Consider the following 18,362-nt stretch of genomic DNA (forward strand, 5'->3'; position numbering starts at 1 on the left):
TATGAAGAAATTTTTATTGTTAAACGTATTGATCGTTGTTTCACTGAGGCTGATGGCCCAGGACGAGGAGTTGCTGACTTTTGAAAAGGCGGTCGAGATCGGATTGGAAAACAATTTTGATGTAAAAATTGCCACCAACCAGGTGCTTTTAACAGAAAATGACCGCAAGATTGCTACCAGTGTACTGATGCCTACTGTGGACCTGAACAATACCAGGGGCTACAGGAGAGAGGATACGGAGCAGGCTTTTGTCAGTGATCCGGAAAACCCACGGATCATACCGGGAGCCCAGACCAGAACAAATAATTATAGCCTGGTGGCGATATATGGTTTTAGCGCAGATGCGGTGGTTGCCCTGCAAAGGTTGGGTAAACTGGCTGAAGTAAGTGAACTGGAGGCCAAAGTAGTGATAGAAAATACCGTAGCGGCCATTGCCACTGCATACTACAGGCTGGTGCTGGAGCAACAGCGCTACGATGTCCTGAACAATACTCTGGAGCTCTCCGACGAAAGACTGGAAATCGCAAAGGCCCAATACGAATTTGGAAGGGCTTCCAAAAGGGATTTCCTGGCAGCGCAGGTAGATTACAATGCCGACCTGACTGCGCTCGTCACCCAGGAACAGGTGATACAGAATTCCAGGGTAAATCTAAACGAATTATTGGCGATGGATCTGGAGGATAATTTTGCGGTGAGAGATACCATTACCATCAAAGAAGACCTTTCTATGGAGGAGCTCACAGAAAGTGCTTACAGTCAAAATAAGATGTTTTTGGCCACTCAGCGGATGGAAAATGTGGCCTATCTGCAGCTCAGGGAATTGAGAGCTCAGCGTTTGCCAACGATCACGCTGAATGGTTCTTACAACGACAATACCCTGAATTCAGATGCAGGGTTTCTTTTGAGTAACCAACAGCAAGGGATTAACCTGGGAGCAACCATCAGCTTAAATCTTTTCAGTGGTCTGGCCCTCAACCGGCAAATTCAGGGGGCAAAAATTCAGATCAATAATCAGCGGCATTTGATAGAGCAGTTTGAAAACCAGATGCAGGCTGACTTGCAGCGAACATTCAATACCTATCAAAATAGCAAGCGTTTGCTGGAAATAGAACGCAAGAATTATGAAGTGGCGGTGGAGAATGCCGATATAGCACTGGACAGATTTCGCCTGGGGATTGCAAACTACCTCGAATTTCGGGATGCGCAGGTAAACCGATTGCAGGCGGAAAGCAGGTTGATAGAGTCCTTGTATACCATCAAGGAAAATGAAATAGAACTGATGCGCATAGCCGGTAAAATTTATTTTCCGGAAGAAATTTAAAATATTATTCTCCTGTAATCGAAATTCGATCAATGCCCGGTAGATAGTACCGGGCATTTTTGGTTTATTGGGGATAATAGGCTATAATTGATTGAACCAATGCCCCCTCATGGAGCAATCGTGTATGGTAAAGACAAGGTTTTTTTTTCTTCCAATTCTATCATTACTGACTTTTTTGAGTGCCTGTAAGTCACCGGAATCAGAAGAAACAAAACCCGATTTTTGGGAATTTCCAGCGGAGCTGGATTACAATGCCATACAAAACAGGGGATTTCTCAGGGCCATAGTAGACAATTCCTCTGCCAGCTATTATATCTACAGGGGCAGGACCATGGGTTACGAGTTTGAGCTTTTGAGAAATCTCGCCAACCATCTTGGAGTGGGACTGCGCCTGATCGTGAGGCATGATCTGGAGGATGCCTTCCGGTTGTTGAACAAAGGGAAAGCCGATATCGTTGCCATTAATTTTGAAGTGAATGAAGAGCGGAAAAAATATGCCGCATTTACCCAACCTGTAGGCCTGATGAAAACAGTCCTGGTCCAAAGGAATGACGGCAGTCATATAGATAGTTTGGCCCAATTGAACGGTAAGCAGGTGTATATCAAGAAGGGGACGGTGTACAAAGACCGCATGCGATCCCTTCAGGATTCATTGCAGCTGTCGCTAAGTGTAGCGGAAGAAAACACTGGCCTCGAGAATTTAATCAATAAGGTGGTTCAGGAGGAAATCGACTATACCGTAGTAGATAACGATGTTGCCCTGGTCAACGCGACCTATTATGAAATCCTGGATGTAGACTTGACAGTCAGTGAGGAAAATCCCGTTTCATGGGCAGTAAGAAAAAATGCACCGGAATTATTGGCCTTAATCAATGAATGGATCGCCCGGATAGACCGGACCGGCTACAAAGCCATCCTCTATCACAAATATTTTCTCAATAAGAAAAACAGTTACTACCGCACTTCTTCTGCCTTTTCCTCAGTTTCCGGCGGTAGGATATCCAGGTATGATGAGATCATCAAAGAAGGGGCGGATCAGCTCGGCTGGGACTGGCGACTGCTTGCAGCGCTGGTCTACAAGGAGAGCCGTTTTAATAATGCTGCCGTGTCTTACGCTGGCGCTGTCGGTTTGCTACAGTTGATGCCGGTAACCCTTCAGCGGTTTGGCGTAAATGATCCCAATAATCCCTATGAAAGTTTGAGGGGTGGGGTGGGCTATCTAAGGTATCTGGACGGGTTTTGGATGGAAAGGGTACCGGACAATACGGAGCGTATTAAATTTATTCTGGCGTCCTATAATGTGGGTCATGGCCATGTGCAGGATGCCTGGAGGCTCGCCTACAAATACGGGAAAGATACCCGCCGTTGGAAAAATATCGCTTTTTACCTGGAGCGAAAATCTCAGCCAGAGATCTACCGGGATCCCTGGGTGAAAAGTGGCTATGCCAAAGGACATGTTACCGTGCGCTACGTGCGGGAGGTGTATGGATTGTATGAATCTTATAAGGTGCTGGTAGAGCCTTAGGCTTTCGGGATCATGTTGCTCATGATCTTCGCCGAGAGCAGACACAAAGGTATACCTCCTCCCGGGTGGACGCTGCCTCCGCAAAAATAAAGTCCTTTTATACTGGAGGAATAGTTTGCATGACGTAAAAACGCAGCATACCGGTTATTTGAACTGTTGCCGTATAGCGCGCCATTAGCTGATGACGTTTTTGTCTCTATACTTACGGGGTCGAGTATTTCCTCTGCTTCAATAAGTGGCTCGATGTCTGTCTTCAGTGTGCGATTGATCTTGTTGATAATGGAGATCCTTGCTTTGGCCTTCAACAAGTCCCAATCCTGCCCCTGATTATTGGGCACATTGATCATGGTAAACCAATTCATACATCCATCCGGTGCATCGTCTTTTTTATATACGGAGGTGATGTTGATGTAGACCGTGGGGTCCTCGCAAATGATCTGCTTGTTGAAAATGTGGTCGAATTCCTGTTTGTAATTTTCGGAAAACAGGATGTTGTGCAGATCCAATTCCGGAAACTCTTTTTTTATTCCCCAGTAAAATATCAATGCCGAGCTCGATTTGGGTTGTTGCAATAATTTCTTCGGTTGGGCCTGATCTTTAAGTATGGTCTTGTAGGCATTGACCATATCCATATTGTTGACGACCAGATCGGAAGCATGAAACCGGCCTGCGGCGAGCACACCTTTTGCATGCTGTTTTTCAACCACAATTTTCTCTACAGGTGTGCCGAACGAAAAATTCACCCCAAGCTCAGTTGCCAGCGCATACAGGCTTTGGGTAATGGCATGCATGCCTTTACTGGGGAAATATGCTCCTCTGTTAAATTCCAGATGGGGAATAATGTTCAGCGTAGCCGGTGTCTGGTAAGGGTCAGAGCCATTATAGGTAGCGTACCTGTTGAAAAGTTGCACCAGCTTATCCTGACTAAACTGTTTTTTATTGGCCTGGTTCATGGTATGAAACAAACCCAATTTGCCCAGTTTCAGGTAAGCCTTTATCGCATCTTTGTTGATCCAGGTGCTCCATTTATGGAGCGACCGGTGCATAAACAAGGGGGCCAGATGTTTGTAGATAAAGGCAGACCTGTCCAGAGCAGCGTTAATGTGTGACGGTTCTTCTCCCAGTTTTTCCAGCACTTCCTGAGAAAAATCATTCCTGTCGGCATAGGCCTGGACCGTAGTGCCGTCCTCCCAGAAATAATGGCAATTGACATCAAGTTGCTGGTACCGGAAGTAGTCTTCGGGAGTTTTGTCCGAAAGATGAAACAACTCATCTACCTCTTCCGGAAGGGTGAATAAGGAAGGGCCGCAATCAAAACGATACCCCTTGATGGAGATTTCGGAAAGCTTCCCTCCGGGATAGCTATTGGCTTCAAAAACTTCGACCTGATATCCTTTGTGAGCCAACCGGATACTTGCTGCCAGGCCTGCAATTCCCGAACCGATGATTATGGCTTTTTTTTGCATACTCGTAAAACTAAAAGAAAATCGAAGAGTTTAAACGTCTGATGCACCTTCATATTCCGGACTTACTCCAAAGGCATGCCCTTTGTTCTTGCCAGAAAATCATCGACGGTCAAGGATGGATCAGTTTGCATGTCAGGCATTAGCCGAAAACTCCCTTAGTCGATTTCCAGCTCCTGTCTGGCCTTCAAGCCCAGCAGTGCTTTTTCAAATTTCCGTTTGCCCAGGTAACAAAGGGGACAATCAATGTCGCTCCAGATTTTTATTTTCATGATGCAATGTAATGTTTTAGGCAAATCATTTGTGCTTAAATCGACTAAAAGAAACAACCGATAGCCAGGGCTCGGTTCAGGTCGCTGGATTATTTGACAAGAGATGCCTTGAAACAGTTTTGGGAATAACCGGTTTTTCAGGCTTCAGGCCTGTTGTCCGCCAAGAATATGTGCCGCAATTGAGCTTCAGCAAGGTTTTTGCTAAAAATTATAGTAACTTGATCAAATGAACAGGATTTTATCTATTATAATATTGATGTAGCATGACAGAGATTTTTACCACCATAAAAAAATTGATTGAAGTAAGGTTCAAAATTCTGAAATCCGAAATCCTTGATGAAATTAGCAGTATTGCGGCAAGGGTGGGCATTATTCTGCTGATGGTATTGTCCGCCTCTTTTATACTGCTTTTTGGAAGCATCGCCCTGGCCTTTTACTTTAGCGAACTGTACGGAAGTACTTCTGTAGGGTTTTTGTTGTTAACGGGAATTTATTTTTTGTTATTTATTATCCTTTACCTAGTGAGAAACGCTAATTTTATTCAAACGGGGCTTAAAAACTCACTCTCCCGGTATGTATTTTTATTCAAGAGTAAAAAGGACTGATTATGGATGAGGCGTTAAAAAGGCAATCTGAAGAATTGGAACAAACCCTGCGACAACAGTTGGGCTTATTGAAGCAGGACTCCGGGGTTTATTTGAAAGTTGGCGGTATAGCATTAATAAGTGGACTTCTGGCCGTGGGTGCCACCAGAATAATTTCAGGTAGAAATAAAAGCAAAAAACCTGGGAAAAGGCTGAAAGGCAAGAAAAAGCAGAAATACAGTATATTGCGCAATATCAGAAACCGGTTTTTTTGGATGGCAGTAGATTACGGAAAGTCCAGACTCCTGGAACAATTGGTCGCTAAAGCAAGTAAGGAAGATGAACCGGAGCACTAGACTGCGAGACTTACTTTTTGAAAGGAAATCGGAAGGTTCAAAAAGTCTGGCACTTTTAATTGACCCGGAAAAAATGGATCGGCAGTCCTCATTTACAGAGCTTGTTCAAGGGGCCACAGAACTGGAAATAGATTTTATTTTCATCGGCGGCAGCCTGGTAAGTGCAGATCAACTGGCCAAATGTATGGCAAGCGTGAATCAGATTGTGGGGGGTAGGGTACCCCTCGTACTCTTTCCGGGAAGCGTGATGCAGGTATCCGATGAGGCCGACGCGATCTTGTTTCTCTCCCTCATTTCCGGAAGAAATCCGGAATGGCTGATCGGTCAGCAGGTATTGGCCGCTCCGCACTTGTCGAAAAGCAAACTGGAAATTATTCCGACCGGATACATGCTTGTCAACGGAGGGAGTTCCACCAGCGTGGAATATATCAGTCAAACCATTCCGCTTCCCCAGGACAAACCGGATCTGGCCGCAGCTACCGCACTTGCCGGCAAGTATCTGGGCTTGTCCGTATTTTATATGGACGCGGGAAGTGGTGCCCGCGTGCCCGTATCTCCTGATATGATCCGTGCAGTGAATGCGCATACAAAAGCACCTTTGATCGTAGGTGGAGGTATATGTTCCCTGAGTAGTGCCCGACGGGCCTGGGAGGCTGGTGCGGATGTGCTGGTCATTGGCAATGGGGCAGAAAAAAACCCCAGCCTGATTGCTGAGGTCCTTCAGTACGCCAGGTGGTACAATGCCTCACTGAACGTTAATTAAAGATTCTCTTCTTCTCATTTTACCCGCCGGTAATCCATACATCATTTTGAATCTGCGGCAGAAATAGGCCGTGTCTTTGTAGCCAACTTCCTTACCGATGTCACGGATACTCTTTTTTGTCGTTCTGAGTAATTCTACGGCGGCCTCCATTCTCTGGTATTCAATGTAATCCTGGGGATTGATGCCGGTAAGCATTTTAAAATACTGGCCTACATAATCTTCAGATACATTGGCTACTTTCGCAAGCACCTTGTTTGAGAGGTCTCCTCCGATATTTTTCTTAATATAATTGAACATGTCAATCAATCTGGGGTCCTTGAAATAAGTGCTATTAGTAGACAATTCCTCCACAAAGAGCCTGTTTTTCAGGATGTGCCTGACCAATTCTACGACCAGGAGCTCGGTATACAGCTTGATTACCCGCTCTTTGCCAGGAGTGGCCTGTTCGGATTCCTTTACCACATCTTCGATGATAGATGCGATCCGGTCATTGAAACGGATCACGAATGCAGGAATGCCCAGAGAATTGAAAAAGTTCACCACATCAAAAACCTTGGCCTCGAAAGAAAGTGAGGTGATGCAATCGTCTTCCTCATTCTTTATGTCTTTGAAACTGATGGTTTGAAGGTATTTTTTCTTGTTCTCAAGAAAATTTTCGTTATTGGTTTCATTTCTCTTGGTGACAGTTCCAAAGGATACCCTTGTCGCCCGACCTGCCGGAATAAAAAGTATTTCTCCCTCATTTACAGACTCTTGGTCCTCGCCAAAATTAAGAGATCCCCTATGTAGGAGAATGGCTGTGTTTTCCGAGTCTGAATAATCGGTGATGGTAACGGGCCTTTCTATCTTGTAATTATTCCCCTTAATGTACCTCACTCCAACCGACTCAATCACCTTATTGTAATATTCCATGATCAGTGCCTTTAGGTTTATTTAAGTAAAAGTATATTCTTTTTCTGATTTCTTAGGACAATAATAGATAAAAAATTAGAATAAACTAAATTTCGATATGAAAATTAATATATTTTTTTAAAAATCCACAGCTTATGCAATTATCTTAAAAGGCTCCGGGATATAACTATTTTTTGAATTTCAGACCTCCGGTCGTGTATTTATGTGATTTTCTCCTACCTGATCATGCGTTCTGCAGGGTATTCCCGTACATATCCGTATCCTCGGTGGATCTGTACCACCTCTTTAGTCACTTCCATGGCTACCTTAGATACATACAATTTGGCCGTGGCACCCGACCTGGCAAAATACCCGGCCGCATCCCTTTCAGCAAATTGCTCCTGGCAACGATCAATTACTATGATCGCTCACTGACACATGTGTATCTGGATAATATACGCTAAAAAATAAAAAAGGGGCTATCAGTGCCCCTTTAATCGTCAGTTTTATCAAGTTCTTCTATTCTCTTCCTCCAAAGAAAATAAAGAAATAATAGGCCAGCGTGGCCATGGAGGCGATAGCTGCCACCACATAGGTCATGGCTGCCCATTTCAAAGCATCTTTGGACATCCCGTATTCCTGCGCAGTCACAATATTGCGCTCCTGTACCCAGGCCAGTGCCCGTTTACTTGCATCAAATTCTACCGGTAAGGTGACCAGGCTAAACAAGGTCAGCATGCTATACGCACCGACTACCACTATACCTACCACTTCATAGGGGAGGCCGAACAGGGCGATCCCGCCAAACAAAGATGCAATCAATACGAAATTCAGGATTTTACCGCTGATATTCTGTATGGGTACCAGCGTGGATCTGAGTTGAAGCCATGTATAGGAGCGTGCATGTTGTACTGCGTGACCACATTCGTGCGCCGCAACAGCAGTGGCTGCAGCATTGCGACCATAGTAGACATCAGGGCTCAGATTTACAGTCTTGTTCATCGGGTTATAATGGTCAGACAATTGCCCTTCGACACAATTTACACTTACATTATGAATGCCGTGATCCGCCAGCATCAATTCGGCGATTTCTTTTCCCGAAAGATTGGCCTTCAGAGAGGTCTGGGAGTATTTTCTGAATTTACTTTTCAGCTTGTTACTCACCACATAACCGATAATCCCAAATACAACTACTATTAATATGATTCCCATTTTCTTTATAAAATTGTTTTTTGCTACATAAACGATGCCTCAATCAGTAAGGTTGCTTACTTTTTTTTGCCCGGCAAAAGCAGCAAGCTGATGCCTCCTAAAACCATTACAGTTAGCATCTGAGAGGCATGAACCACCATTGCAAATATCTTGCCCTGCTCTTCTGATATGCCATAAAACAAGAGGATAAAGGCTACCATCGCATGGAAGGTGCCAATGCCACCCTGTACCGGCGCGATCATCCCTATACTTCCCATCACCAACACCATTAGCACAGAAGGTATTGATAGTGAGTTAGTTGCTGGCATAGCCAGAGCGATCCAATACATCATCAGAAAATAGATGATCCAGATCAACACCGACACGGACCAGAATCCAAACTGTTTTTTCATCTGGAATATAGTCTCCAGACCACTGACAAATTGTCGCAAAAACTGTCTGACTTTCCCTATCCAGCCCGAATGTCTGTATCTGCGATAGGCAAAGAAAAGCATTCCCAGCAGAATTACCAAGATCACCAGGCCGATAGAAAAATAGCTGTTCGTGAAGTCAGTCAATTGGGGTAGGGAAACCAATAAACCGAAAATTTCGAGAAAAATACTGCCCTGGAGCAGAAATGCCAGCCCGATCATCAGCAGCATAAACCCCATGTCTATGGTCCGTTCCAATACAACAGTGCCGAGCAATTTCCCGACCCTGACAGACTCGGTCTTATTTACTGCCCCGCATCGGGCCAGCTCCCCCGCTCTGGGGACCAGCAGGTTGACCAGGTATCCAAACATGAGGGCCCAGAATACACGGCCCGTACTAACCTTAGATTTTTCGCCGGTTTCGATAAGGATTTTCCATCTCCACGCCCGAAGCCAGTAACCAAGGATACCAATAGTCACGGAAGAAGCCAGTAACAGGAAATCGGTATCCTTTATGGAGTTTACCAGGGCAAGCCCATCCAGGTCCCTGTATAAATAATAAAAAATGAATACTGCAATAAGCAGGGAGAAGGCAACCTGAAAACCCTGTTTGGCTTTTTTGCTCAAAGCAATTTATTTTGATCGTCCGGAAAGATGACGATAGGTTGATAAGACCTCGCTTCTTCAAAGTCCATCGAGGCGTATGAAATGATGATGACCACATCTCCCACCTGTGCTTTTCTTGCCGCTGGCCCGTTAAGACAGACCTGTCCGCTTCCTCTCTCTCCTTTGATCACATAGGTTTCGAGTCGCTCTCCATTATTGATGTTCACCACCTGTACTTTTTCGTTGGCAATGATATTTGCTGCATCCATAAGGTCTTCGTCTATGGTGATGCTGCCTACGTAGTGCAGTTCGGCCTGGGTGATTTTTACCCTATGAATCTTTGATTTTAGAAGTTGGATCTGCATGACAATTTTTGTTCTGCTATTCGCCTATTACCAGGTTGTCGATAAGCCGGATATTCTCAATGTTGGCAGCGATACATATCGCGAAGGGTACTCCATTTGACTGCTTATGCAACAAGGAAAATCGTTTCAATTCTACCAGTTCGAGGTACTCTGTCTGTATGCCGGCCGGCGAAAGCTCTTCCTGAATGACTTTATTTCTTACCGTAAACCAATCTCCTCCATTCAATAGTTCAGTCTCACATCGCCGGAGTGCCTGATAAAGACGGGGAGCGGTGGTGCGCCCTTTTTCAGAAAGCCTCAGGTTTCTGGACGATAGAGCCAAACCGTCTTCGTCGCGCACGGTCGGGATCATCCGGATACGGGTATCCATAGAAAGGTCCGCAGTAAGGCGGCGGATGATAGCTACCTGCTGCAGGTCTTTTTGACCGAAAAATGCACGGTCAGGTAGCAGTATATGGAACAATTTGGCCACCACTATGGCTACCCCGTTGAAATGTCCCGGCCGGAATTTGCCTTCCATGATCTGTTCCATCGGCCCAAAATCAAATTCTGTAATGACAGATTCCGGATAGATCTCTTTTTCATCCGGAACAAATACCAGGTCCACGCCTTCTTCGGCCAGCAATTCCAGGTCACGGGCCAGAGTTCTTGGGTATTTAAAAAGATCTTCCGGGTTGTTAAACTGTATGGGGTTTACAAAAATCGATACTACGGTAATGTCTGAAACCTTTTTGGCCGCACGGATCAACTCCACATGACCCCGGTGCAAAGCACCCATGGTCGGTACCAAACCAATCGATTTTCCCTGGCTTTTCAGGCGCTTAATCTGCTGTCTTACAGCGGGTATGGTTTCAACTTTCTCCAAGGGCTTCTTTGGGATGGTGTAGGAAAATAGGTGCAAAAGTATATTATTCTGATTAAAAACAATGGGAAATCCTTATTTTTTTTGTAAATTTGTAGTCCCGTTATATCCCTTAACAAAACACATTAGATATGTCTAAACTTCGTATCCTTTACGTAGCAAGCGAAATCAATCCATTTCTTCAAACCTCGGAAGTTGCCAATTTTGTAAGGGCGTTACCGCAGGCCATGCAGGAAAAGGGAATGGAAATCCGGATTCTGGTACCCAGATTCGGCCTTATCAATGAGAGGAAGAACAGACTGCACGAGGTAGTACGCCTTTCCGGTATCAATATTTCTGTAGGTGAGGAAGAAAAACCGCTGATTATCAAGGTGGCTTCCATTCCCAATGCAAAGCTTCAGGTTTATTTCATAGACAATGAAGACTATTTCCAGCGAAAGAGCGTTTTCTTTGACAAGCAGGATAAGTTTTACGAAGACAATGACGAAAGAGCGATTTTCTTTTGCAAAGGCGTATTGGAGACTGTAAAGAAACTGGGTTGGGCACCAGATGTGGTACATTGCAATGACTGGATGACCAGTTTGATACCCTTGTATCTCAAAACCACTTATAAGAACGAACCCCTATTTAAGGAAACAAAATCCGTCTTTGCCATTTATAATAACGGATTTAGTCATAAATTTGGGGACGATTTATTTGAAAAAATCAAAATGGTAGATATCGACGATGAGCTACTAGACCCATTAAAGACCAAGGATTACGAAGGTTTCCTCAAACTTGGAATGGAGTATGCCGATGTCGTAGTAAAAGGCGAGGATATCTCTGAGAACCTCACTACCATGATAAAAGAAACATCTAAAGACAAGCAGTTTGAAATTAATAGTGAAGAAGAAGCTCAGCTTTTTGAGAGTTACTACAATATCTACACCGATCTGGCAGGCTAAAATTTTCGGAATTTTATTTTCTATCATGCTATTTACCGGGGCCTGTTCTGACCCATCAGAAATAGGTTTGGTACTCGACCCGGATTCCAATCAGATAGGGGTTTTCTATGAAGAAATACCCCTTTCTTCTTATTTGGTCCTGGCAGATTCCTTTAATACTACCAGCCAGGGAAGAGTAGTAGTGGGCGGGGATCAAAGTGAGCTGTTCGGAACTACCCGTGCCACAGCTTACAGCAGATTGTCGTTCAATCCCAACGGTGTTCCGCCCAGAGAGGAGGCGATTTTTGATTCGGCCGTGTTTACCATGAATGTGGTGGACCTTATCGGAGAAGATTTTGACGAGGAAAAGACCTTTAGCGTACACCGCCTCACGGAGCCGATTCTGGATACTGCCTACTACAATTTCAGTAGCCTTGCCTACGAGGAGGAAAGTACTATTGCTTCGGGATCTTTCGTCCTGCAGCCGGACACGGCAAATCTTCTGAGGATGAACGTGTCGCCTGAAATATCATCTGATTTCTTTGAAAAGCTGAAGGCTGATGACCCGGTATTTGACAATATCTTTACTTTCCGGGATTACTTCCCGGGTATCGTCATGACCGGAGATCCGGCACAAAACACCTCCCTGTCACTGGCTATGGGCAGCGGTACCGGTATGACGTTGTACTATCATTATGATGGAGACACTGTCTCTACCGGCTATCCTATCAATACCATTCAGTCCCGACACTTTACCGGGCTGAGCAATGAAGCGCAAGGTTCAGCGATCGAAGGCCTGACAGAACGAGGAAAGGAATACGATGTGCCCGGAAATCTGGTAGGGGCTAAAGCCGGGCTTGGAATGTTGCTCAAGCTGGATATGAGTCCGGTTCATGATTTTCTGGATACGCTGGAAAACATTACCTTTAACCAGATCATGCTGGAAGTAGGGCCCGTTGAACCCTATCCCGAATTCAAAACACCCTATAATTCCCTGGTGATGTACTTTGCCACGGTAGATAACGAAATTTATCAGCGGTTTGACGGCAGAGAGGTGGCCGTTCAGAGTGAAAGTGGCAACCAAACCGCATTTGACCAGAATGGAAATGTGGTTCCTACGACAAACAACCAGACAGGTTTGGCCTTTAATACTGAAGACGGCATCTATGCCAATCAGATCACCTCGTATGTCAATGCACTTTATCGATCAGAGCTGGTAAGGACAGATTTGTTCCTGTATCCCAATACCCCAAGTACAGAAAGAGCGCCGGTAAATTCTGACGCATTCAAGCGATCACTCCGGGAGTTTGTCGTCAATAAAGACAATATCAAGTTAAAGGTTTATTACACCAAAATCCGGTAATTTCCGGCAATCAGTGGGTTCTGCTGAAAAGGACAGCGGCCCACTGTTTGCTGCATTTTTTATCCCGGTATTCGAGTCCCTGTTCTTCTGCCGCTTTTCTGATTTCAGGGATGTCTTTTTCGTAAAACCCGCTCAGTACCAGCAGGCCCCCGGCACTAAGGTCTCCGGCGTATGTGGGAAGCTCATCCAGCAATACATTTTTGTTGATATTGGCCAGGATCAGGTCGTAGTTTTTTTCCTTGCTTACCGACCTCACAGTACCTTTCTGCATGATGGTTCCGACTAGGCCGTTAATTTCAAAATTCTCATTACCGTTTTCCACACTCCAGTCGTCTATATCAAAGGCTGTCACAAATTTTGCACCCAATTTTTTGGCCATGATGGCAAGGATTCCCGTTCCGGACCCTGCATCCATTACCTTTTTGTGGCGGTGGTCCAGCGACAACTGCCAGCTGAGCATCAGGAAGGTAGTGGCATGGTGTCCTGTGCCAAAAGACATCTTGGGGTTGATAATGATTTCGTGGACAAAGGATGCCGCTTTTGATGGGTGGAAGGTGGCTCTGACATATACCTGGTCAGCCACTGCTATCGGATCGTAATGCTTTTCCCAGGCTTCATTCCAGTTCACTTTGGGCAATACTCCCTCGCTGACCTGAACGGCAGCAGCTTCCTTATACCGGGCAATCAGAGCCTCCCAGTCCTTTCTGTCGAGCTCTTCGGGCAGTATATAGGCATCTATGCCAGCCTCAGTTTCCAGAAATGAATCAAAACCGATCCCGGCCATTTCAGCGATAAGGATTTCCCGGTAGGAAGGGCTGCAGGTGATCTTGAATTCCAGGTATTCCATTTCTGTAAAGTTTTTGGATGGTGTATGAAAATGCCCGGGACAGCAGGCGACCCGGGCAAGAATAAGCTGGCAGCAAAGGCAGGCTTAGAAAGATTTGATGATGTCTACAAAATCTCTTGATTTCAGGGATGCACCCCCAATCAAGCCTCCATCCACGTCTGGCTTGGAAAAGATCTCTCTGGCATTATCTGGTTTGCAGCTACCACCATAGAGGATGGAGATTTCATCGGCCACAGCGCTTCCAAATTTGCCGGCCAGGTGCTGCCTGATGGCGGCATGCATTTCCTGAGCCTGCTCAGCAGACGCGGTTTTGCCTGTTCCGATGGCCCATATAGGCTCATAAGCAATGACGATGTTTTTGATCTCGTTTTCAGAAAACCCAAATAAACTCTCAGTCAATTGGTTTTTCACGTAATCCTCATGGGTGCCGGATTCTCTGATTTCAAGCGGTTCGCCGCAACAGAATATCGGTGTCAGCTTATTAGCCAGTGCCTGCTTGGTTTTTTCTGTAAGCAACGCATTGGTTTCCCGGAAATACTCCCTTCTTTCACTGTGGCCGATAATTACGTATTCGGCCCCAAATGAGGCCAGCATTTCCGCCGAAATTTCGCCTGTAAATGCACCGGATGCCTTGTCGGAACAATTCTGGCCGCCCAAATGTATGTTTTTAACTCCTGCTATCAATTTATTGACTCCGTGAAGGTGAACATATGGAGGGTTTAATACTACCGTTACATCTTTCTGTGGTTCATCTCTGAGCATATTTACAATCTCTGAAGTAAGCTTTTGCCCCTCCTCCTGAACACCATTCATTTTCCAGTTTCCGGCAACAATTTTTTTTCGCATGATATATTAGTTAAGATTTATATATTTGGTCAGGATTATCCCGTTCATGTACCAAAGGTTAAAATTACGTAAAATGTCAGTTCCAGAAAAAGAAAATTCGGATACCGGTGCAAAAAAGAAGCCAGGTTATGCCGCGGCTTTGAGGAGAATAGCCTCTTTTTGTGCCTACCAGGAAAGAAGTCATTTTGAAGTGAGGGGAAAACTGGAAGATTGGGGACTGGGGCCGGAGGAGATCGGCAAATTGATCGCCAGATTGGAAGAGCAGGATTTCCTCAATGAGAAAAGATTTGTAGATAGTTTTGTGAGAGGTAGGTTCGGCTTAAAGAAATGGGGCAAAATACGGATCCGCCAGGAACTGAAAATGCGGCAAATTTCTGAAGACCTGATCCGGGATTCTCTTGCTGCGCTTGACGAAAGTGAATATGAAGAGACATTGAGGTTTCTTGCCGAAAGAAAATGGAAATTGACCAATGAAGCCGACCCGTATAAAAAGAAAGCCAAAGTATCTCGTTTTCTGTTATTCAGGGGTTTCGAAGCAGATCTGATAAAGGATGTAGTAGATGGGCTGGCTACTGTTTAGGGACAAATCGGTCCCCTGATTCCTGGGGGATGACGTCTATTACATTGGCCAATACCAATTTGACCAGGGTTCGGGAAGCGATATAGATCGGAATTTTTGCTGAAACCATGTATTCTTTCAGCGTGATGTGGGAGCGGACAGCGAGCTCTTTCATGAGCAGTTCTTCTTTTTTACCATATTTGAAGATAATGTCTTCCTGGCGCTGTTTGCGCTTCATGATCTCCCACATCTCCCTGCTTGCCTGAATACTTTTGTCCGCTACCCTGACAAACGCTTTTTTCTTATTTTCATCCCAGATGAAGTGCGGGCCGGCTTTGCTCTTCTGAATTTCATATACAGCCACGCCCTTTTTTGGGGTAAGATGCACCACATGTTTATTCAGGTGGATAGGAGGCAGAATCAATTCCCGAATGGCCTTGTCCATCGCGTAGACCTCCTCTTCTATATACCTTTGCCCACTGACCGTACCATCATCGTCCACGCCAATCAACAAATGCCCACCGTCGGTGTTGGCCATGGCCACAATTTCCTTGACTATTTTTTCCGGGTGGGCTGCTTTTTTTTTGAATTCCACGTGCAGGCCTTCTCCCCTTCTGGCTATCTTCCCAATTTCCTGAATCGTCATTGCCTTTCATTTTATTAAAACCGCCAGCGTAATTCTTGCTCCCAGCGTCTGGTTCTGAACATAATAATCTGCTATTCCTTCCAAACGCATCCTGTAAGTGATATTATAGGTGTAGCCAGCTCCCAGGCCCAGGTCTGCGTTATTGCCTACCAGAGCGCGCGCCCGGATAAAAGCCGCTTCGAGCGGATAAAACCTCAGGCCTCCGGTGATTTGATTTGCACCTGCGGTGTTGTATTCAAAACCGCCCGAAAACGAGAGCTGGTGAAGGTGAAAATAGTTGACCTCCGCACCAAGTTGCGCTTTCTGAAAGATACCCTGTATATCTGTTCTGACCAGATCCAAACCGCTACTGATCAAAAAGCTTCCTGCGGCCTGCTGGGCATGGCTTCTGGAGATTCCGCCCAGCAGCAGCAAGAGCATGGCACTGAGTAGGAATGCCCGGGTTACAATTTTCCTCATGATGGCTCGGCATTCAAGGTTTCCAATCGTTTTTTGAGACCCGTCCACTCGTCCCGAAGCCGGGCTGCTTCCATGAAGTTCAATTCCCTGGCCGCAGCTTCCATCCTTTTCTGGGTTTGTTTGATCAGTTTTTCCAACTTATCCTTGCTAAGGTATTGAACAATCGGGTCTGCCGCCACATCTGCCTCTTCCGGATTGTTTTCCACATAAATTTTCGCATTTCTTTTGCTGTCCGCCACCTTGGTCTGTCCCATGATCCTGTCGTGGGATTTGATGACCGTTTTGGGAGTGATTCCGTGCTCCTCATTGTACTCCTTCTGCCTTGCCCTTCTCCGGTTCGTTTCGTCAATGGCCAGTTGCATGCTTTCAGTAGTAGTATCGGCATACATCACTACCTTTCCAAATTCATTTCTGGCCGCCCGACCGATGGTCTGTACCAAACTCCTTTCGTTTCTCAGAAAACCTTCCTTGTCCGCATCCAGAATAGCCACCAAAGCTACTTCCGGGAGATCCAGGCCTTCCCGTAACAGATTGACACCGACCAACACATCAAATATGCCCAATCGCAGCTCTCTCAGAATCTCTACCCTGTCCAGCGGTTTCACCTCCGAGTGAATGTACCTGGATTTGACACCTACCTTGGCCAGGTACTTGTCCAATTCCTCCGCCATCCGTTTCGTAAGGGTGGTCACCAGTACCCGAAATCCGTTTTTTATCGTCTGATCTATTTCTTCCAGCAGGTCGTCAATTTGATTGCCACTGGGCCGTACCTCTATGACAGGATCCAGCAAACCAGTGGGCCGTATGATCTGCTCGACCACCACCCCTTCGGATTTGGTCAGTTCGTAGTCTGCCGGTGTTGCACTGACGTATATCACCTGATTGGTGAGGGATTCAAATTCATCAAATTTTAATGGCCGGTTGTCCAGCGCTGAGGGTAGTCTGAACCCGTAATCCACCAGGTTTACTTTTCTGGACCGGTCTCCACCCCACATGGCCCGAACCTGGGGCACGGTTACGTGACTTTCATCGATGACGAGCAGATAGTCATCGGGAAAATAATCCAGGAGACAGAAGGGTCTGGTACCAGGCTGCCGGCGGTCAAAATACCGCGAATAATTTTCTACTCCGGAGCAATATCCCAGCTCGCGGATCATTTCCAAATCAAATTCAGTACGCTCTTTCAGCCGCTTGGCTTCCATCAGCTTCATGTCCTTTTCAAAAAATCCAAGCTGCGCCACCAAATCATCCTGTATCTCATGGATCGCCGTATCGATAACATCCCTGCCGGTCACAAATAAGTTTGCAGGGAAGATGGTGATGATTTTCTCGTCAGAAATTTTCTTGCCAGTCAGGGGGTCCACCCGCTGTATGGCTTCTATTTCGTCTCCCCAGAAGAAAAGGCGATACGCAAAATCTCCGTAGGCCACAAAAATATCTACCGTGTCTCCCTTAACCCGGAAGGTTCCCCGGTTGAAATCTGCGGTAGCCCTGCTGTAAAGCACTTCCACCAGTTTGAAGAGCAGTTGATTTCGGGGAATCCGGTCGCCCTCCTGTATTTTGATAACGTTCTTCCCAAATTCCTCCGGATTTCCTATACCATATATGCAGGAAACGGAGGCCACTACAATGACATCTCTTCTGCCTGAGAGCAGTGCTGAAGTGGCAGAGAGCCGCAGCTTTTCAATCTCCTCATTGATCGACAAGTCTTTTTCTATATAGGTACCACTGGTAGGAATAAACGCCTCAGGCTGATAGTAGTCGTAATAGCTGATAAAATATTCTACGGCATTGTCAGGGAAAAATTGTTTGAATTCACCATAAAGCTGGGCAGCAAGGGTTTTGTTGTGACTCAATACAAGGGTAGGCCGCTGCACCTCCTGTATCACGTTGGCCACGGTGAAGGTTTTACCCGATCCGGTCACACCCAGCAGAACCTGGGCCGGATCTCCGCCTTTGATCCCCGATACCAGGCTTTTGATGGCTGCCGGTTGGTCCCCGGTGGGTTCATAATCCGAAATGATATTAAAATCCATATAATTTTAATTTACTTAATTACAACGCCTTTAAGGCCGGGAATAGTTTTCAG

20 protein-coding genes are annotated in these 18,362 nt (G+C 45.7%); 8 read left to right on the forward strand and 12 right to left on the reverse strand.

Annotated features, from left to right (window positions below):
• Position 1 precedes the first annotated feature (1 nt).
• Together BUB19_RS01580 and BUB19_RS01585 are read left to right on the forward strand one after the other, a co-directional pair.
• A complete protein-coding gene (locus tag BUB19_RS01580; RefSeq protein WP_073090689.1) occupies positions 2-1,321 on the forward strand; it encodes a TolC family protein in 1,320 nt (439 codons plus the stop codon).
• Positions 1,322-1,445: 124 nt separating this feature from the next.
• Positions 1,446-2,846: an MltF family protein gene (locus BUB19_RS01585; RefSeq protein WP_073090691.1), complete on the forward strand. Its 1,401-nt coding sequence runs from the start codon at positions 1,446-1,448 to the stop codon at positions 2,844-2,846.
• On the opposite strand, the gene crtD is transcribed toward BUB19_RS01585, so the two are convergent.
• Positions 2,843-4,312 (reverse strand): 1-hydroxycarotenoid 3,4-desaturase CrtD, encoded by a 1,470-nt coding sequence (crtD, locus tag BUB19_RS01590; protein WP_073090694.1) that lies wholly within the window; start codon positions 4,310-4,312, stop codon positions 2,843-2,845. The genes BUB19_RS01585 and crtD overlap by 4 nt on opposite strands.
• 532 nt (positions 4,313-4,844) lie before the next feature.
• On the opposite strand from crtD, the gene BUB19_RS01595 reads away from it, so the two are divergent.
• Genes BUB19_RS01595 through BUB19_RS01605 form a run of 3 tightly spaced genes read left to right on the forward strand, consistent with a single transcriptional unit; the run spans position 4,845 to position 6,284 of the window.
• Positions 4,845-5,186 carry a phage holin family protein gene (locus BUB19_RS01595; protein ID WP_073090697.1) on the forward strand — a complete coding sequence of 114 codons (342 nt, stop codon included), beginning with the start codon at positions 4,845-4,847 and terminating at the stop codon, positions 5,184-5,186.
• Between the two features lie 2 nt (positions 5,187-5,188).
• Positions 5,189-5,521, forward strand: coding sequence for a hypothetical protein (locus BUB19_RS01600; RefSeq protein WP_073090700.1), 333 nt, complete (start codon positions 5,189-5,191; stop codon positions 5,519-5,521).
• Positions 5,505-6,284: a phosphoglycerol geranylgeranyltransferase gene (locus tag BUB19_RS01605; protein WP_073090703.1), complete on the forward strand. Its 780-nt coding sequence runs from the start codon at positions 5,505-5,507 to the stop codon at positions 6,282-6,284. The genes BUB19_RS01600 and BUB19_RS01605 overlap by 17 nt, the downstream gene beginning before the upstream one ends.
• Here BUB19_RS01605 and BUB19_RS01610 read toward each other — a convergent pair.
• The 6 genes from BUB19_RS01610 to panC form a co-directional block, all read right to left on the reverse strand.
• Complete coding sequence (locus BUB19_RS01610) at positions 6,267-7,196, reverse strand: helix-turn-helix domain-containing protein (protein WP_073090706.1); 930 nt, start codon at positions 7,194-7,196, stop codon at positions 6,267-6,269. The two genes, BUB19_RS01605 and BUB19_RS01610, sit on opposite strands and share 18 nt — an antisense overlap.
• A 215-nt stretch (positions 7,197-7,411) precedes the next feature.
• Positions 7,412-7,600, reverse strand: a complete 189-nt coding sequence (locus BUB19_RS01615; protein ID WP_317041566.1) for an acyl-CoA dehydrogenase family protein — start codon at positions 7,598-7,600, stop codon at positions 7,412-7,414.
• Positions 7,601-7,694: 94 nt separating this feature from the next.
• Complete coding sequence (locus tag BUB19_RS01620) at positions 7,695-8,387, reverse strand: zinc metallopeptidase (protein WP_073090709.1); 693 nt, start codon at positions 8,385-8,387, stop codon at positions 7,695-7,697.
• 56 nt (positions 8,388-8,443) lie between these two features.
• Entirely contained in the window at positions 8,444-9,424 is a 981-nt protein-coding gene (locus tag BUB19_RS01625) for a lysylphosphatidylglycerol synthase transmembrane domain-containing protein (RefSeq protein WP_073090712.1), read from the reverse strand.
• Entirely contained in the window at positions 9,421-9,768 is a 348-nt protein-coding gene (gene panD, locus BUB19_RS01630) for an aspartate 1-decarboxylase (protein ID WP_073090715.1), read from the reverse strand. The genes BUB19_RS01625 and panD overlap by 4 nt, the downstream gene beginning before the upstream one ends.
• A 16-nt stretch (positions 9,769-9,784) precedes the next feature.
• On the reverse strand, positions 9,785-10,633 hold the full coding sequence (gene panC / locus BUB19_RS01635) for a pantoate--beta-alanine ligase (RefSeq protein ID WP_073091470.1): 849 nt from the start codon (positions 10,631-10,633) through the stop codon (positions 9,785-9,787).
• Positions 10,634-10,761: 128 nt separating this feature from the next.
• Here panC and BUB19_RS01640 point away from each other — a divergent pair, with 128 nt between their 5' ends.
• Complete coding sequence (locus tag BUB19_RS01640) at positions 10,762-11,574, forward strand: glycogen/starch synthase (protein ID WP_073090720.1); 813 nt, start codon at positions 10,762-10,764, stop codon at positions 11,572-11,574.
• On the forward strand, positions 11,501-12,916 hold the full coding sequence (locus BUB19_RS01645; RefSeq protein ID WP_245802752.1) for a DUF4270 domain-containing protein: 1,416 nt from the start codon (positions 11,501-11,503) through the stop codon (positions 12,914-12,916). Before BUB19_RS01640 ends, BUB19_RS01645 begins: the two co-directional genes overlap by 74 nt.
• A gap of 10 nt (positions 12,917-12,926) precedes the next feature.
• Here the strand turns inward: BUB19_RS01645 and prmA are convergent, their stop codons facing one another.
• Positions 12,927-13,763, reverse strand: a complete 837-nt coding sequence (gene prmA, locus BUB19_RS01650) for a 50S ribosomal protein L11 methyltransferase (RefSeq protein ID WP_073090726.1) — start codon at positions 13,761-13,763, stop codon at positions 12,927-12,929.
• 84 nt (positions 13,764-13,847) lie between these two features.
• Complete coding sequence (tpiA, locus tag BUB19_RS01655; protein WP_073090729.1) at positions 13,848-14,609, reverse strand: triose-phosphate isomerase; 762 nt, start codon at positions 14,607-14,609, stop codon at positions 13,848-13,850.
• A 73-nt stretch (positions 14,610-14,682) separates the two neighbouring features.
• On the opposite strand from tpiA, the gene BUB19_RS01660 reads away from it, so the two are divergent.
• Positions 14,683-15,189 (forward strand): regulatory protein RecX, encoded by a 507-nt coding sequence (locus BUB19_RS01660; protein ID WP_073091473.1) that lies wholly within the window; start codon positions 14,683-14,685, stop codon positions 15,187-15,189.
• Here BUB19_RS01660 and BUB19_RS01665 read toward each other — a convergent pair.
• Genes BUB19_RS01665 through uvrB form a run of 3 tightly spaced genes read right to left on the reverse strand, consistent with a single transcriptional unit; the run spans position 15,179 to position 18,309 of the window.
• Positions 15,179-15,814: an AlbA family DNA-binding domain-containing protein gene (locus BUB19_RS01665; protein WP_073090732.1), complete on the reverse strand. Its 636-nt coding sequence runs from the start codon at positions 15,812-15,814 to the stop codon at positions 15,179-15,181. The genes BUB19_RS01660 and BUB19_RS01665 overlap by 11 nt on opposite strands.
• Positions 15,815-15,820: 6 nt before the next feature.
• Positions 15,821-16,273, reverse strand: a complete 453-nt coding sequence (locus tag BUB19_RS01670) for a hypothetical protein (RefSeq protein WP_073090735.1) — start codon at positions 16,271-16,273, stop codon at positions 15,821-15,823.
• Positions 16,270-18,309 (reverse strand): excinuclease ABC subunit UvrB, encoded by a 2,040-nt coding sequence (gene uvrB / locus BUB19_RS01675; protein WP_073090739.1) that lies wholly within the window; start codon positions 18,307-18,309, stop codon positions 16,270-16,272. The genes BUB19_RS01670 and uvrB overlap by 4 nt, the downstream gene beginning before the upstream one ends.
• Positions 18,310-18,362: the final 53 nt, after the last annotated feature.

Origin of the sequence: Cyclobacterium lianum, from assembly GCF_900143075.1 — a bacterium.
Classification (GTDB): Bacteria; Bacteroidota; Bacteroidia; order Cytophagales; family Cyclobacteriaceae; genus Cyclobacterium; species Cyclobacterium lianum.